This is a genomic window from Acinetobacter sp. ANC 4470 (genome assembly GCF_002135335.1).
GTDB lineage: Bacteria > Pseudomonadota > Gammaproteobacteria > Pseudomonadales > Moraxellaceae > Acinetobacter.
This window is the reverse complement of sequence record NZ_NEGC01000009.1, coordinates 64,867-78,612: the sequence shown is the minus strand read 5'-3', so window position 1 is coordinate 78,612 and position 13,746 is coordinate 64,867. Positions and strand designations below refer to the sequence as shown.

At 38.0% G+C, this 13,746-nt stretch carries 17 protein-coding genes and 1 other RNA gene; 8 read left to right on the top strand and 10 right to left on the bottom strand.

What is annotated here, in order from left to right:
• Together fabZ and lpxA are read left to right on the top strand one after the other, a co-directional pair.
• The gene (gene fabZ, locus B9T25_RS12700) at positions 1–486 is read left to right on the top strand and encodes a 3-hydroxyacyl-ACP dehydratase FabZ (RefSeq protein ID WP_171262787.1); all 486 of its coding nucleotides are present in this window, start codon (positions 1–3) and stop codon (positions 484–486) included.
• Positions 483–1,271: an acyl-ACP--UDP-N-acetylglucosamine O-acyltransferase gene (gene lpxA, locus B9T25_RS12695; RefSeq protein WP_086188776.1), complete on the top strand. Its 789-nt coding sequence runs from the start codon at positions 483–485 to the stop codon at positions 1,269–1,271. Before fabZ ends, lpxA begins: the two co-directional genes overlap by 4 nt.
• 53 nt (positions 1,272–1,324) lie before the next feature.
• On the opposite strand, the gene B9T25_RS12690 is transcribed toward lpxA, so the two are convergent.
• Positions 1,325–2,158 carry a YbgF trimerization domain-containing protein gene (locus tag B9T25_RS12690; protein ID WP_086188775.1) on the bottom strand — a complete coding sequence of 278 codons (834 nt, stop codon included), beginning with the start codon at positions 2,156–2,158 and terminating at the stop codon, positions 1,325–1,327.
• Between the two features lie 294 nt (positions 2,159–2,452).
• On the opposite strand from B9T25_RS12690, the gene ffs reads away from it, so the two are divergent.
• Positions 2,453–2,549: signal recognition particle sRNA small type (gene ffs / locus B9T25_RS12685), an RNA gene on the top strand.
• 40 nt (positions 2,550–2,589) lie between these two features.
• Here ffs and B9T25_RS12680 read toward each other — a convergent pair.
• The 4 genes from B9T25_RS12680 to B9T25_RS12665 all read right to left on the bottom strand — a co-directional run bounded on the left by B9T25_RS12680 (position 2,590) and on the right by B9T25_RS12665 (position 5,582).
• Complete coding sequence (locus tag B9T25_RS12680) at positions 2,590–3,189, bottom strand: regulatory protein RecX (RefSeq protein WP_086188774.1); 600 nt, start codon at positions 3,187–3,189, stop codon at positions 2,590–2,592.
• A gap of 85 nt (positions 3,190–3,274) precedes the next feature.
• Positions 3,275–4,318: a recombinase RecA gene (recA, locus tag B9T25_RS12675; protein WP_086188773.1), complete on the bottom strand. Its 1,044-nt coding sequence runs from the start codon at positions 4,316–4,318 to the stop codon at positions 3,275–3,277.
• Positions 4,319–4,462: 144 nt separating this feature from the next.
• Entirely contained in the window at positions 4,463–4,903 is a 441-nt protein-coding gene (locus tag B9T25_RS12670) for an RNA-binding S4 domain-containing protein (protein ID WP_086188772.1), read from the bottom strand.
• Positions 4,896–5,582 carry an HAD-IA family hydrolase gene (locus tag B9T25_RS12665; protein WP_086188771.1) on the bottom strand — a complete coding sequence of 229 codons (687 nt, stop codon included), beginning with the start codon at positions 5,580–5,582 and terminating at the stop codon, positions 4,896–4,898. Before B9T25_RS12665 ends, B9T25_RS12670 begins: the two co-directional genes overlap by 8 nt.
• A 13-nt stretch (positions 5,583–5,595) precedes the next feature.
• Here B9T25_RS12665 and B9T25_RS12660 point away from each other — a divergent pair, with 13 nt between their 5' ends.
• Together B9T25_RS12660 and B9T25_RS12655 are read left to right on the top strand one after the other, a co-directional pair.
• Entirely contained in the window at positions 5,596–6,450 is an 855-nt protein-coding gene (locus B9T25_RS12660) for a 3'(2'),5'-bisphosphate nucleotidase CysQ family protein (RefSeq protein WP_086188770.1), read from the top strand.
• 53 nt (positions 6,451–6,503) lie between these two features.
• The gene (locus B9T25_RS12655) at positions 6,504–7,241 is read left to right on the top strand and encodes a histidine phosphatase family protein (RefSeq protein ID WP_086188769.1); all 738 of its coding nucleotides are present in this window, start codon (positions 6,504–6,506) and stop codon (positions 7,239–7,241) included.
• Between the two features lie 51 nt (positions 7,242–7,292).
• Here the strand turns inward: B9T25_RS12655 and B9T25_RS12650 are convergent, their stop codons facing one another.
• Both B9T25_RS12650 and rpsT read right to left on the bottom strand, forming a co-directional pair.
• A complete protein-coding gene (locus tag B9T25_RS12650) occupies positions 7,293–7,733 on the bottom strand; it encodes a hypothetical protein (RefSeq protein ID WP_086188768.1) in 441 nt (146 codons plus the stop codon).
• 771 nt (positions 7,734–8,504) lie between these two features.
• Positions 8,505–8,771 (bottom strand): 30S ribosomal protein S20, encoded by a 267-nt coding sequence (gene rpsT / locus B9T25_RS12645; RefSeq protein WP_086164024.1) that lies wholly within the window; start codon positions 8,769–8,771, stop codon positions 8,505–8,507.
• 215 nt (positions 8,772–8,986) lie between these two features.
• Between rpsT and B9T25_RS12640 the strand changes: the two genes are divergently transcribed.
• The 3 genes from B9T25_RS12640 to B9T25_RS12630 are packed head-to-tail and all read left to right on the top strand — an operon-like array spanning position 8,987 to position 10,976.
• The gene (locus B9T25_RS12640; protein ID WP_086188767.1) at positions 8,987–9,652 is read left to right on the top strand and encodes an NAD(P)H-binding protein; all 666 of its coding nucleotides are present in this window, start codon (positions 8,987–8,989) and stop codon (positions 9,650–9,652) included.
• Positions 9,653–9,664: 12 nt separating this feature from the next.
• Positions 9,665–10,177, top strand: a complete 513-nt coding sequence (gene rraA, locus B9T25_RS12635) for a ribonuclease E activity regulator RraA (protein WP_086188766.1) — start codon at positions 9,665–9,667, stop codon at positions 10,175–10,177.
• A 22-nt stretch (positions 10,178–10,199) separates the two neighbouring features.
• Complete coding sequence (locus B9T25_RS12630) at positions 10,200–10,976, top strand: glutathione S-transferase N-terminal domain-containing protein (protein ID WP_086188765.1); 777 nt, start codon at positions 10,200–10,202, stop codon at positions 10,974–10,976.
• A 535-nt stretch (positions 10,977–11,511) separates the two neighbouring features.
• On the opposite strand, the gene B9T25_RS12625 is transcribed toward B9T25_RS12630, so the two are convergent.
• Genes B9T25_RS12625 through B9T25_RS12615 form a run of 3 tightly spaced genes read right to left on the bottom strand, consistent with a single transcriptional unit; the run spans position 11,512 to position 13,674 of the window.
• The gene (locus B9T25_RS12625) at positions 11,512–12,681 is read right to left on the bottom strand and encodes a cupin domain-containing protein (RefSeq protein WP_086188764.1); all 1,170 of its coding nucleotides are present in this window, start codon (positions 12,679–12,681) and stop codon (positions 11,512–11,514) included.
• A 16-nt stretch (positions 12,682–12,697) separates the two neighbouring features.
• Entirely contained in the window at positions 12,698–13,291 is a 594-nt protein-coding gene (locus B9T25_RS12620) for a Maf family protein (RefSeq protein WP_086188763.1), read from the bottom strand.
• Positions 13,291–13,674: a DUF2237 family protein gene (locus B9T25_RS12615; RefSeq protein ID WP_086188813.1), complete on the bottom strand. Its 384-nt coding sequence runs from the start codon at positions 13,672–13,674 to the stop codon at positions 13,291–13,293. Before B9T25_RS12615 ends, B9T25_RS12620 begins: the two co-directional genes overlap by 1 nt.
• Positions 13,675–13,746 lie beyond the last annotated feature (72 nt).

The following is a 13,746-nucleotide window of genomic DNA, read 5'->3' as shown; positions in this document are numbered from 1 at the left end:
ATGACTGAGTCGAATACTCCTGCATTTACGAAGCCTGAATTGCCAATGCACATTCAACAAATTCGTGAATATTTACCTCACCGCTATCCATTTTTATTGGTCGATCGCATTGTTGATGTGACTGAAAATGCTATCGTGGGTTATAAGAATGTTTCAATCAACGAAGAATTTTTACAGGGACATTTCCCAGACTATCCAATTATGCCTGGTGTATTGATTGTTGAGGCATTAGCTCAAGTCTCTGGTATACTTGGTTTTATTATGAATAATGAAAAACCAAGTGAAGGCTCTTTGTTTCTTTTTGCTGGTGCAGAAAAGATTCGCTTTAAGAAACAAGTCGTTGCGGGTGATCAACTGGTTTTAAAAGCTGAGTTGGTGATGCATAAACGTGGTATTTACAAATATAATTGTATAGCCACGGTCGATGGCATTGTAGCAACCACTGCGGAAATTATGGTTTCGCATCAAAAAATAGAGCAGGCATGAGTAAAAACGATTTAATTCACCCAACAGCTATTATTGACTCATCAGCAGTCATTGCTTCAGATGTGCAAATTGGTCCCTATAGTATTATTGGGCCACAGGTCACTATTGCTGAGGGCACCAAACTACATTCGCATGTGGTTATAGGTGGCTTCACTCGCATTGGGAAAAATAATGAAATATTCCAATTCGCGAGTGTGGGTGAAATTTGTCAGGATTTGAAATATGCTGGCGAAGAAACTTGGCTTGAAATTGGCGATCACAATTCAATTCGTGAACATTGCAGTTTGCATCGTGGTACGGTTCAAGATCAAAGCTTGACTAAAATTGGTAGTCATAACTTACTGATGGTGAATACCCATATTGCCCATGACTGTATAATTGGTGATCATAATATTTTTGCCAATAACGCCGGTATTGCTGGTCATGTCCATATTGGTGACTATGTTATTGTTGGCGGAAATTCAGGTATTCACCAATTCTGTAAGATTGATTCTTACAGCATGATTGGTGGTGCTTCGTTGATTTTAAAAGATGTACCTGCCTATGTAATGGTTTCTGGTAATCCTGCACATGCCTTCGCAATGAATGTAGAAGGTATGCGTCGTAAAGGTTGGTCTAAAAATGTCATTCAGGCATTACGCCAAGCATTTAAACTGATCTATAAAGATGGTTTAACCACTGAGCAAGCGATTCAGCAGATTCGCACGGAAATATTACCTGAAGTTCCTGAAGTACAATTACTGATTGATTCTTTAGAGCAGTCTAAGCGTGGCATTGTTCGTTAATTGAATCTTGCGTTGCATAAAAAAGACACCGTTTAGGTGTCTTTTTTTATATTTTATTTCTTTAAATAACCTGCTTCTTCTGATTTTGGATAATTTTTAATAAGTTTGGTTTTGAGTTGGTTGGCAAGTGTTGTATTGCGATCTACATCTTTGGTGATATTGTGCAGTTGATAGAGTGCTCGTGCCGCTTTTGCTGAATTAGGATATTGATTGACAACAATATTATAATTCTTTTTCGCTTCAGTGTAATTAGTCGGTTCAATGGCTAAATTAAATTCGGCTAGCCAAAAATAAGCATTACTAATATAGACACTGTTGGGATTGTTTTTGATGAAGTTTTGCATTGGTGCAATCGCTTTTTTAGCACCGCCTTGTTTGTAGGCATCTAAAGCCACCGTGTATGCAGCTTTATCTAAATCAACAGTAGCAGGAGGCTGCGTGCTCACAATAGGTGCTTGAGTGTTTGTTATGGTGGCTATTGGGGTTGGGGTGTTTGAGGTGCTGGGAGAAGTATCCTGTTGGTTATCCTCCTCTGAAGTTGCGCTTTCCGGATCAATTTTTTGCTGTAATAATTCTAGTCGTTGATCCAAATCTGTGTAGCGATTGGTTAATTCATGTTTAAGCTGTTCAATTTCATTGCCTTGTTCTTCAATTTTTCCACGTAGTGTACGAATATCATTTTCTAATTGTTGATTTTTTTGCATGATTTGCCAATTCAGATTGGTCGGCACATTTGCTGTAGTTGCATCTGAATGAATGGCAACATTATTTGCGCCAGTCTCACCGCTATTTTGACTTAATCCACGAGATTCAATTGGAATATTGGCATAAAGTGAGACTGAGCTAAATAAGGCAAGTGCACATAAGGCATGCTGTTTGAGTATCATAAAAATATCCATTTCGTATACTTAGGCACATTCTAAATTACTGACTTTAGAGCGTACCTATTTAAAAGACCTGACGACATTAAAAACGTCCATGCTGTGAAATGCAATATACATTTACAATCTTGTCGTAATTTTAAAGCAAGTGATTGCATTGATAAAAAATATACAAAAATACTGTTTTGAATCAAGATTGTTTTTTTAATAATCAAATGAAAGCAATACGCTTATAAAAGTCATTTGAATACTTGCAAGTTAAATAAAAATCTCTATACTCTGTTCTTGCAATGGTAGCCCCGCTGGTGGCTTCGCAATTGTACTCTGTGAACCCCGCCAGGACCGGAAGGTAGCAACGGTAACAGAACTATGATGTGCCGAAGTTTTGCTAGTGGGGTTGCCACCAGTTTATGCAATAATAACTTTGATCTCTTCTTTTAAAAATCATCTTCTTTTCTCGTAATTGCTTTTATAATCGCATCCATTTCAAATCCTCTATACATTAAAAAGCGAATTTGTTTTGCTTTGAGTTTTGCTTCTTTCTCTACAGTTAAACCAAATTTTTTTACTTTTAGTTGATAAGCTTGTTCATTCCAATCCGTTTCCTTTAATTCTTGTTGAATTAAATTACTATCAATTTTTTTGGATTTTAAAGCCAACTTGATTCTGTTAGGTCCTTTGCCTTTGCGTTTTTGGCTCGATAACATCATTTCTGCAACACGCTGGTCACTTTGATAGTTTTGTGTTGCCAACTCATCGACCAGTTTTAAAACTTCATCTCGATCTATCGCATATAAGGCTAATTTCTCAATCAGTTCTGCTTTGGAGTATTCCCGACGTGTTAGTACAGCAAAGGCATAGGAGCGCAAACGCGAGCCTGTAAGACCTTGTGCTTTAGGAGCTTGCTCATCGTCAAAGTTCAACGCTTCTAATGATTCAGGGAGGGCAGTAGGAGAGTCTGATTCTGCCGAGGAATCATCAAACTTTTGCTTGAGTGCATCATAGTCAAGCATTGTCGGAAATTTTGAATTGCTCATAGTGTATCGATCACATCAAATAAAAAACGCCCCTTAGGGCGTTTTACAGTTTAAGACTTATATAGCTTGAAAACAAATCTCTGTTTTAAGCATCTAGAAAGTCTGGTTCTACTTCATCTTTTTCTTCAACGGGGGTAGTCGTTGGTGTTAACAGTTTTTCACGAATAAGGCGGTCAAGTTCTTGTGCAATTTGAGGGTTTTCCTCTAAATGGCGAATCACGTTGTTTTTACCTTGACCAATTTTATTGCCTTGATATGAATACCAAGCACCTGCTTTTTGTACCAGTTCTTGCGCAACGGCAAGATCAACCAGTTCACCCAGTTGATTCACACCTTTGCCATATAAAATTTGGAACAAGGCTTCCTTAAAAGGAGGTGCCATTTTGTTCTTCACGACTTTAACGCGGGTTTCTGAACCGACAATTTCATCGCCTTCTTTCACTTGACCGATACGACGGATATCCAAACGTATAGAAGCGTAGAACTTGAGTGCATTACCACCTGTTGTAGTTTCAGGGCTACCAAACATTACACCAATCTTCATACGGATTTGGTTAATGAAGATCACCATACAGTTTGAGCGTTTTGCATTACCAGTAATTTTACGTAATGCCTGACTCATCAAACGTGCTTGTAAGCCCATGTGTGAGTCGCCCATTTCGCCTTCAATTTCTGCGCGAGGCGTAAGTGCAGCAACGGAATCGACGACGATCATGTCAACAGCGCCAGAGCGTACTAACATATCTGCAATTTCAAGGGCCTGTTCACCGTGGTCTGGTTGAGAAACCAAAAGGTTATCCAGATCGACACCAAGCTTACGTGCATATTGTGGGTCAAGCGCATGTTCGGCATCGATGAAGGCACATGTACCACCAGCTTTTTGACATTGTGCAATGGCTTGCAAAGTCATCGTGGTTTTACCAGAAGATTCAGGCCCGTAAATTTCGACGATACGACCTTTAGGTAAGCCACCAATACCGAGTGCAATATCGAGTGTTAAAGAACCCGTAGAGACTGCTTCCACAGCCAATACGGTATTATCACCAAGACGCATTACGGTATTTTTCCCAAATTGTTTTTCAATCTGGCTTAGGGCAGCATTAAGCGCCTTGCTTTTATTATCATCCATCTCACAACCTCAAAACGATGTCACAAAAATATTAACTTAAGTGGATGAGTTACTTTTAAACGTGTTCCACTTGAGTATAGTGACAGATTCATTCTTTATATTCTATGTCAATTCTATCTGGTACGACAGAATATGACGCTTAAATTAATCATCATTAGAAGACCAGTTTTGGTCAAACTGCTGATCATTGTTTTGCTTAAATTTACTGATTTGCCGTCGATCTTTTTTACTAGGTCGATGTTCAGGTCGGGCTAGATTATGCAACTTTCTTTGTGTTGCAAGCAACTCTCGTCGTGCAATACTTATATCCGTTTCTGCATAAAGTTGTTGCGCAATCGGTGCTGCACCCCGTATAGCTGACAATGCTTTTATCACAATGGTTTTTCGGTCGAAACCTTGCTGAATGGTCAATTCCATGCCAACACGAACTTCTTTGGATACTTTAACCCGTTCACTATTATGATGAACCTTGCCACCTTCAATGGCAGCCTTCGAGATTGAGCGCGTTTTAAAAAAACGTGCAACCCAAAGCCATTTATCAACACGCATACTTTCAACGTTGTTTTGTTGAGAGAGATTAGGCATATTTTTTCAGATCCTCAGCTTGTTGCAATATTGCAATGAAGTCAGTTAAATGATTTAAAATCGGATAAGGACTTTCAGATCTTATCTTCCCTTGAGATGAGGGCTGGGCAATGGTAATTAAATGCTGAAGACCAAATTTTTCTGCGCCATTGAGGACTTTTTCTGTGTCATCAATAAAATAGGCTTGATTGATTTGAAATGGATGTAATGCGTGTAACTTTTGCCAAAATTCGGGATATTCTTTGGCATAGCCGATACTTTCACTGCTAATAATGACATCAAAGTAATGGGCTATTTGAGTTTGTTCAAGTTTAAACTTTAAACCCTCGCAATCGGCATTAGTTGCAATCCAGCAGGAATAACCATTTAATTTTAAATAATCGAGTAATTCCAAACAGCCTGCACGTAAAGCAACTTTGTGTTTAAATTCTTGTTGTAATGCAAGGGTATCGACACCTACTTTGGAACTCCAGAAACGGGTCGAATACCAATTTAGAGTATGATTATGTTCTTGATAGAACTGAAATAGGGCTTGGGTGCTTTGTTCCAGTGTGCAACCATGTATGGTGGCATATCGAATTGGAAGTTGATGATTCCAAATGAAATCATCATAAGCAAGGTCAAGAAGTGTGCCATCCATATCGAAGATAATGGTCGGTTTTTCTGAGTAATTTGGCATATAAAGGTAATCTATGTTTAAAACAACAACAGCACCACAAGATGCTTTGATTTTACAATTGGTTCCCATTGTGACACAGGCATGTGAAATTTTGCGAGCAGAATATCAGGCATATTGTGCAGGTAGCGCCTTTGATGTTGAGAGAAAAAGTGACAATTCACCTGTAACCCAAGCGGATTATCGAGTCAATGAATTTATCACCACAGCATTGCAGGAAAGTTTCTCAGATATCCCTGTATTGTCAGAAGAAGGCGATAATACAGAACGTAAGCAATGGCATAGCTTTTGGTTACTTGATCCTTTGGATGGTACGAAAGAGTTTCTACATAAACGACCTGAATTTACAATTAACTTAAGTTTGGTGGAAGGTGCGCATACCACTTTTGCTATATTGGCCATTCCAGGGGAGCAAATGATTTATATCTGCCCAAAACAAGGTTTGCCTTTAAAGTTTGAGATTCAAACGGGTCTATGGCTGGAATATGTGGAAGATCAGCCATCAGCAAAGATTCAAATTGGTTTAAGTCAAAGTAGCCAAGATAAACCTAAATATGCTGAATACTTAGAAATATTAAAACAAAGGGTAAGTATTGTTGAATTTAAAGCAGGAAGTGCTTATAAGTTTTGCATGATTCTTGAGGGTAAAGTCGATATTTATCCACGTTTTCATCCTACCAGTGAATGGGATACCAGTGCGGGTCAATGTCTGGTTGAGCGTATAGGTGGTGGGTTGCTTGATTTAAAAGGGAAACCTTTTTTATATAATCAACGAGATAACTTGTTAAATGGTGGCTTTATTGCATTTCGTAATATTGAGATGAAAAAATTGGCATTTCAAGCCTTAGAACTTATGGCAAACAAGCCTTGAGCTGATGATTTAACATGCTATAGTGTGCCGAACCATGTTTATTTGGCTGGATCATGGCGTTAGAGCTGCTCCCTATAAGTATGTTGAAGGCAATTGATTTATTGCCGGATGCAAAAACACCTGTCACTTTATTTACCCGTCATTCTATTCGCGAAATAGTGGCTGGGCAGGGTTTGGCTGGCTATGATTTGCAGTTAACCTCACAAGGTCGTGACTTGGCACAGGCGTGGGGAACTTATTTAATTGATCATACAGACCGAAGTATTCAGCACTGTATTTCAAGCCCGATACAACGCTGTGTCGATACCGCTGCTTTAATGATTCAAGGTGCTGATTCCAGTACACTTGCGCAAAATACCCATTGTATTGAGATTGTTGAGCAAGGCTTGTTGGTCGAACCGGGCAGTTTTGTACTGGACATTAAGCAAGCGGGTCCTTATTTTCGAGAACAGGGTGCATTGGGCTTTATTAATAGTTTTGTGAAAAATGCTTTGCCTGGCATGAAACATCCAATTTCTGGCGTTGTGGATGTATTAGAACTGATTTATAACACGCATCCACAAGACAATTTTGGTTTAAGTCTGGCGGTGAGTCACGATACGATTTTAGCAGCCATATTGGCGGTCATTTCAGGCAAGCATATTGTGACCAGAGAAGACTGGCCAAAAATGATGGAAGGTTTATTTGTTTGGTTTGAAGGTGATGTATTTTTAGATTCAAAATTAAAATGGATCTGGCGTGGTGAAGTAAATGAATTAAATATCCGAGACTTTCAGCGACTGGAAAGTTAACCATAGGACACGTTTTTAATTGAATAAAGACATGTCCAAAATAAATAAAAATTAAATTTTTGCTTTAAGACGGTGTGGGAAATTCTGTAAATTAATGCAAAGACCATCATTATTTAAAGGCCAAAGCGAGGTGTTGACTGGAACATTTTGCTGATGGATTCGGTTGTATTTATCTGCCGCAATGAGTGTCGCGATGTCATGATTTACAATGGTGTAAGCCGAGACAACACCTTCAGGATATTGAGTGCGTCTGAGAAACTGGGCTTCTGTCTCGCCCGTATGTAAAGCAAAGATTCGCTCTACAGCGGGTAAATAAACACCATATCCAAGCCATGAATCCACACCTTGTGAGGCTTGAATTTCTGCCGTAGATTTCATATTTGAAATGACTTTTGCTAAGACGTCTTTTTCGCCTTTTTGAGTAAAATATTTAATGTATTGTTGTTCGGCTTCAGCAAATTTTTCCAATACAGGTAAGAAATTCGTAATCATCTTATAAGTTCCCAAATATAAAAATAATGTAAAACTGCGATGCGTAGATTTATTCCAGATCTAGGTTGATTCAGAATACCATAAAATTTTTATGGGATTGTTGGAAGTTCATTTTTTATGAAAATTCTAAAAATAGAGCATTGTTAAATCAATAAAGTTAAATAAAGCATTTGATTTGTCACGCTATAACTTGTTTATAAAAAGTAAGATGCTTTTTTTGATAAAACTTTAAAAATTGTCTTTTTGTGACGAATCATGCTAATTGTAATAAAAAGTTATTTTTACTGAATGTTCGCAAACCACTAGTAATCAGGTATGGGCAATGAAGACGGAGTCTTTAATGATTACTCAAGTAGATCAATGCTTTGATCATGCGAAATGGGTACTTATTAAACAACTGTACTAATTTGCTGCGTTATTCATGTAATAACACAGCAGCGCAAAAATGGACCATGATGAATACCAACTCAAGTCTGATTTTGCTAAAGGAAAAATCCATTGGCTGTTAAATTTTTATGCGAAATACATCCCGAAAATAGAAAATCAACCAACTCAATAAATTATTTTATGTATCTGAAACAGCAATTACGTTATATAAATTTTATTTTTTGATCTAACCTACATAAAAAACATATATTTAATTGCGCTATAAAATAGGGCATGTGAGGTGAGAAATGGTGAATAGATTGAATAAATAACGTACTTTTAGATTTTTATTATAAATTCCAGGTACAAAAAAAGCCCTTAACGGGCTTCTTTCACATACATAAATTAGTTAGCCAAAGCTTTAATTTGTGCATTTAAACGGCTCTTATGACGAGCTGCTTTGTTTTTATGGATGATGCCTTTATCAGCCATACGGTCAATTACTGGTACAGCAGTTTTGTATGCTGCTGAAGCAGTAGCATAGTCACCAGCAGCAATAGCAGCTACTGTACGTTTAAGATAAGTACGAACCATTGAACGTAAGCTTGCGTTGTGTTTGCGTGCTTTAACGTTTTGACGGGCACGTTTTTTAGCTTGAGCTGAGTTTGCCACTCGTGCACTCCTTGAAATAGATTGGTCTGGGCGGGCTGAAATTGCAACTGAAAACCTTCATCAGAAGAATTATCACCAGCCCGTAAACAAGTGCCATATTGTGATTAAACTACGCCGTTAAGTCAAGTCTTGACTTGCTTTGACAACATTTTAGATGCATAAAAACTCTAAAGAAACCGTTAGATTAATAATAACCTCCAGAGATTGTTTAAAAAATGACTAATTCAATTAAAAGTGCAATTGTGATTGGAGCAACGGGTTTAGTGGGTCGTGAACTGCTAAAACAACTTAATCAGATTGAGAGTTATGAAAAAATTACAGCCGTTGTTCGGCATGAAGATACAGAGCTTAAATCTTTAGAAAAAGTACAACAATTTATTTTAGATGATTTTATGTTGTTGAATGATGAAGATGTGAATGGTTATAGCCATGCCTTTAGTTGTTTAGGGACAACGTTGAAAAAAGCAGGGTCTAAGCAAAATTTTTATAACGTTGATTATGAAATGAATGCACATTTTGCAGATTTATTTGAAATGACAGATACCCATTATTTACTGATTAGTGCAATGGGTGCAAATGCGCAGTCAAAAATTTTCTATAATAAAGTGAAAGGAGAACTTGAAAATCATATTCAAAATTTAAATCTTAAATATGTGTCCATCTTACGTCCTTCACTCTTATTAGGTGAACGCCCAGAACAACGCAGTTTAGAGGATGCGACTCAAAAGCTATATCGAAAATTTTCGCATTTGGTTCCAAATACATTCAAATATAAGCCAGTGACAGCAGAACAAGTGGCTCATACTATGGTCGATGCAGCGCGAACTCAAACGGATAAATTTGAAATTTATGATAATTTACGCATACAAACTTGCAAATAAGGGAGATAGAAAGTGGCTAATGTAGCATTCGTAACCTGTGATTTACTGGATGATCACCCAGAAAAAGATATTCAGGTGGTCACACCATCTATGGATGGTAAATTCTTTAAAAGCTATGGTGCGCGTAAAAGTTTTGGCGGTCAGGCTGTGACGGTTAAATGCTTTGAAGATAATTCACGTGTAAAAGAATTACTCGCCACTGATGGTACAAATAAAGTACTTGTCGTTGATGGTGGGGCATCCATGCGCTGTGCTTTGATGGGCGACATGATTGCAGAGTCAGCAGTTAAAAATCACTGGAATGGTGTGGTGATTTATGGCTGTGTACGCGATGTTGATGCGATTGCTGAATTAGATTTAGGTGTACATGCATTGGCTGCAATTCCACAAAAAAGTCATCGTAAAGGCATTGGCGAAGTAGATTTAACTTTGTATTTTGGTGGTGTGACCATCAATTCTGGCGATTATATTTATGCAGATAACAATGGAATTGTGATTGCAAAAGAAAAATTAGTTGATTTATAACGACAATTCAATAAGGACAAAAATGGTGAATCATCAAATTAAAGTAGTACAAGCTTTAGCTTCAACATTGACTGCAGGTGGACGTGGCGTGAGTGGCACAGCTTTCCCTAAGCAGCCTGAAAAATCACTCAAACTTTATGAGTTTGAAGGTTCACCGTTTTGTCGTCGTGTACGAGAAGTACTGACCTTATTAAATTTAGATTATGAGGTTTATCCATGCCCGAAAGGTGGGACAAAATATCGTAAAATTGTGAAAGAAAAAGGTGGGAAATTACGCTTTCCGTTTTTAATTGATGAAAATACAGGGATCGAAATGTATGAGTCAAAAGACATTATCGATTATTTATTTAAGCATTACGGCAAAAGTGGTCAGACGCCGAAAAAATATTCAGACTATCCTAAATATCCTGTCGTTGCCTTTGCGGGTACTTTGATGAATGGTGTACGCGGTGTTTGGATTAATCAAAAAATTATTGATCGGGAAGCACCTGAGCAACTTTTAGAATTATGGGGTTTTGAAGCAAGTCCATTTACCCGAGTTGTACGTGGTGTATTAACTGAACTGGAGTTGCCTTTTATCTTCCATAACGTGCCTAAAGAACGCTGGCAAGATCAAGGACCTGCATTTTTACGTTTAAAACCGGGGAAATATCAGCCGTTAAAAGGCGGGAAGCGTGAAAGAGTGGTCGAAATTATGGGTCGTGATATTCAAGTTCCTTATTTGGTTGATCCCAATACGGATGTGAAGATGTTTGAATCAGCAGAGATTGTGAAATATTTGAAAAAACAATATGGCTAAATGCTGAAATTAAAGTAAAGAAACAGCGTATTCCGTTGTTTCTTTATCACTGATATTACGTACTCATTTAAAAAAGCTTAATCATTCAGGTCATGACTAAATATATAAATGACTTTAACTCATGTGATGCAATGAAGAATTTGTGGCACTGCCTTGGATATATTGCAAAGTTTAAATGACCTTTGCATAGGTATTATTTCCACTTTTGAAAGGTTAATGAGTAGTACTGCTAGGCAAGACAAAAACCTTTTGTTGGTATGAGCAAACATTCTTGTACGCCATCCATCCGAGGAATTAATTTTTTCTATAATTTAGTTTGCGGATTTAAGCCGCTGTGTAACATTAGTTAAGTAAGTAAGTAAGTAAGTAAGTAAGTAAGTAAGTAAGTAAGTAAGTAAGTAAGTAAGTAAGTAAGTATTTATTTATTTTATTAAAATTGAATCGATTTAATTATTGAGTGGTATGTAATCCGCATTGATAAATTTCTTATGCTAAAAAATAAGGGGGAAATCTAGTTTCCCCCTTATCGCCTTAGTTATTCTGAATCTGCTGCTGGTAACAACATTAAAATCGACTCATTTAATAAGTTTACGACGTCTTCCAAAATATCTGGATCATAAAGTTTTTCGTCGAGTAATACCGGATTGCCATCGGCAATTTGTTTTAAAATCGGTGCAAACACATCTGAAATACAAATGCCTTCACCATTGGCCCAAAACAGAAATTCATTTTCGTCTTCGGTGTAGAGTAGACGCGATGCTGGCTCTAGAATGAGTGAATAGCCGAGATCAAGAGCTTCTTCTAAATCACCCGTACCCATTGCTTCAGCTTCTGGAATATTCTCAGGATATTTGGATTCCGACATCAGGCTCATAAGCGCATCTTCAAGCACGGTTGGGTTTTGCAATTGTGCTAAAAGTTCTGCTTTTAAATATTCAAGTTCAGCCTGACTGATTTGACCAATTGGGCTGATTTTGTCACGAATAATGTCCGTCAGTGGGTTTTTAAGCAATTGATCGTCAGCAAATTTGTCACTCACACGATCCATCATTTCCGCCACATTGGGCATACGGAAGCCAAATGAGTAGGTCAGACAGTCATCTTCAGCAACGCCATAATGTGATAAACCCGGTGGGACATATAGTAAGTCGCCTGGTGCAAGCACTTCATCAAAATTCACTTCCATTTCTGGCAGAAGTTTTAAGGGTTGTCCTGCAACGAATGCCGTTTCTGCATCGCACATTTGACCCAACTGCCAGCGACGGTGACCGTAACCTTGAACTAAGAACACATCATAAAAATCGAAGTGTTTACCGACTGAACCACCTTTAGGTGCATAAGACACCATAATGTCATCACGACGCCATTGTGGAATAAAAGGGAATTTTTTCCATAATTCAGCTAGATCAAAAGAGTAATGATCAACAGCTTGAATCAGCAAAGTCCAAAGTTTCGGCATCTTTTGGAAATCGGCCTTAATCAAAGGCGATGATTTCACTGACCATTGGTTTGGATCTTTATCTTTTTGTTTGATTAAACGCGCACTGATATTTTCATCCAGTGCAAGTTCCATCACATCACTCGGTTCAAGCAGATTTGCAATTTCAGGCAGTGCATTACGTACCAGTAATGGTTTTTTTTGCCAATATTCAGCAAGGAATTGTTCAGCGGTAATTCCGCCAAGAATATCTAAAGATGGAGACATAAATACAGCCTAAAAATTAAGGAACTAAAATGTTCAGTTGGCGAAGAATATGGCAGAGCTGAATCATCGGCATGCCCATAAGTGTGGTTTGGTCTTGCCCAATCATTTGTTCAAATAAGCTGATACCTAAGCTTTCACATTTGAAGCTACCCGCACACATTAAAGGTTGTTCCACTTCGATATAGCGTTCAATTTCCGCCAGTCCGAGTTTACGGAATTTAACTTTATAGTGTTCAACCAGTGTTTGCTCAAAGCCTGTAGACAGTTGTTGTACACTTAATGCCGTACTGAAATAAACGATTTTATCGGAGTTGGCTTGCAGTTGTTTGATTGCTTTTTCAACAGTCAAAGGTTTGCCAATAAAAATATCGGGTGCACCTTCACGCCATGCGACTTGATCTGATCCAATCACAATGGCTTCAGGATACTGTTCTGAAATAACTTTGGCTTTTTCAAAAGCCAGTCGTTTGGCTAAATGGTCAGCATGGTTTTCACCGCGCGGAGACTCATCAATATCAGGCACGATGCTTTGATAATTGATGCGAAGACGATTCATTAAGTCTTTACGCGTTTGACTGCTGGAAGCTAAAATAATTTGAGATGTATTCATTACACTGCATATTCCATAAGAACATCAAGCGGAACATAAGAGAGCACAGCTTGATGGCAAGCTTGAACTTTAATAGGGGGAGCAATACCAGCTTGGTAAGCATCTACCCAACGGGTTACACAAATACACCAAAAATCACCGGGTTCTAAACCTGGGAAATCGACTTCTGGTAATGGTGTGATCAAGTCATTACCTACTTTTTGAGAAAAATTAAGAAATTCAGTAGTCATTTGTGCACACATTGTATGCTGACCTAGATCTGTAGTCGCGGTATGACAAAAGCCGTTACGAAAATATCCCGTAATCGGAGAGTAGCAACAACTTGCCAATGGTTCGCCTAAAACATTTAAACGATTGATATTTGGATCTGGGTGAATAGACATAAGCTCTGAATCATGATGTGGCTTTTGACTATCATAATCAAAACTTTGTCTTTCGACAGCTTTTATGCAAAA

Excerpts from the sequence above, each read along its gene's own strand:
- B9T25_RS12650 (WP_086188768.1), bottom strand. The coding sequence starts at position 7,733 with ATGATTACGAATTTCTTACCTGTATTGGAAAAATTTGCTGAAGCCGAA.
- B9T25_RS12680 (WP_086188774.1), bottom strand. The coding sequence starts at position 3,189 with ATGAGCAATTCAAAATTTCCGACAATGCTTGACTATGATGCACTCAAG.
- B9T25_RS12665 (WP_086188771.1), bottom strand. The coding sequence starts at position 5,582 with ATGCCAAATTACTCAGAAAAACCGACCATTATCTTCGATATGGATGGC.
- B9T25_RS12630 (WP_086188765.1), top strand. The coding sequence starts at position 10,200 with ATGGTGAATCATCAAATTAAAGTAGTACAAGCTTTAGCTTCAACATTG.
- B9T25_RS12625 (WP_086188764.1), bottom strand. The coding sequence starts at position 12,681 with ATGTCTCCATCTTTAGATATTCTTGGCGGAATTACCGCTGAACAATTC.
- B9T25_RS12640 (WP_086188767.1), top strand. The coding sequence starts at position 8,987 with ATGACTAATTCAATTAAAAGTGCAATTGTGATTGGAGCAACGGGTTTA.
- lpxA (WP_086188776.1), top strand. The coding sequence starts at position 483 with ATGAGTAAAAACGATTTAATTCACCCAACAGCTATTATTGACTCATCA.
- B9T25_RS12690 (WP_086188775.1), bottom strand. The coding sequence starts at position 2,158 with ATGATACTCAAACAGCATGCCTTATGTGCACTTGCCTTATTTAGCTCA.
- fabZ (WP_171262787.1), top strand. The coding sequence starts at position 1 with ATGACTGAGTCGAATACTCCTGCATTTACGAAGCCTGAATTGCCAATG.
- B9T25_RS12615 (WP_086188813.1), bottom strand. The coding sequence starts at position 13,674 with ATGTCTATTCACCCAGATCCAAATATCAATCGTTTAAATGTTTTAGGC.
- B9T25_RS12670 (WP_086188772.1), bottom strand. The coding sequence starts at position 4,903 with ATGCCTAATCTCTCTCAACAAAACAACGTTGAAAGTATGCGTGTTGAT.
- recA (WP_086188773.1), bottom strand. The coding sequence starts at position 4,318 with ATGGATGATAATAAAAGCAAGGCGCTTAATGCTGCCCTAAGCCAGATT.
- B9T25_RS12660 (WP_086188770.1), top strand. The coding sequence starts at position 5,596 with ATGTTTAAAACAACAACAGCACCACAAGATGCTTTGATTTTACAATTG.
- B9T25_RS12620 (WP_086188763.1), bottom strand. The coding sequence starts at position 13,291 with ATGAATACATCTCAAATTATTTTAGCTTCCAGCAGTCAAACGCGTAAA.
- B9T25_RS12655 (WP_086188769.1), top strand. The coding sequence starts at position 6,504 with ATGGCGTTAGAGCTGCTCCCTATAAGTATGTTGAAGGCAATTGATTTA.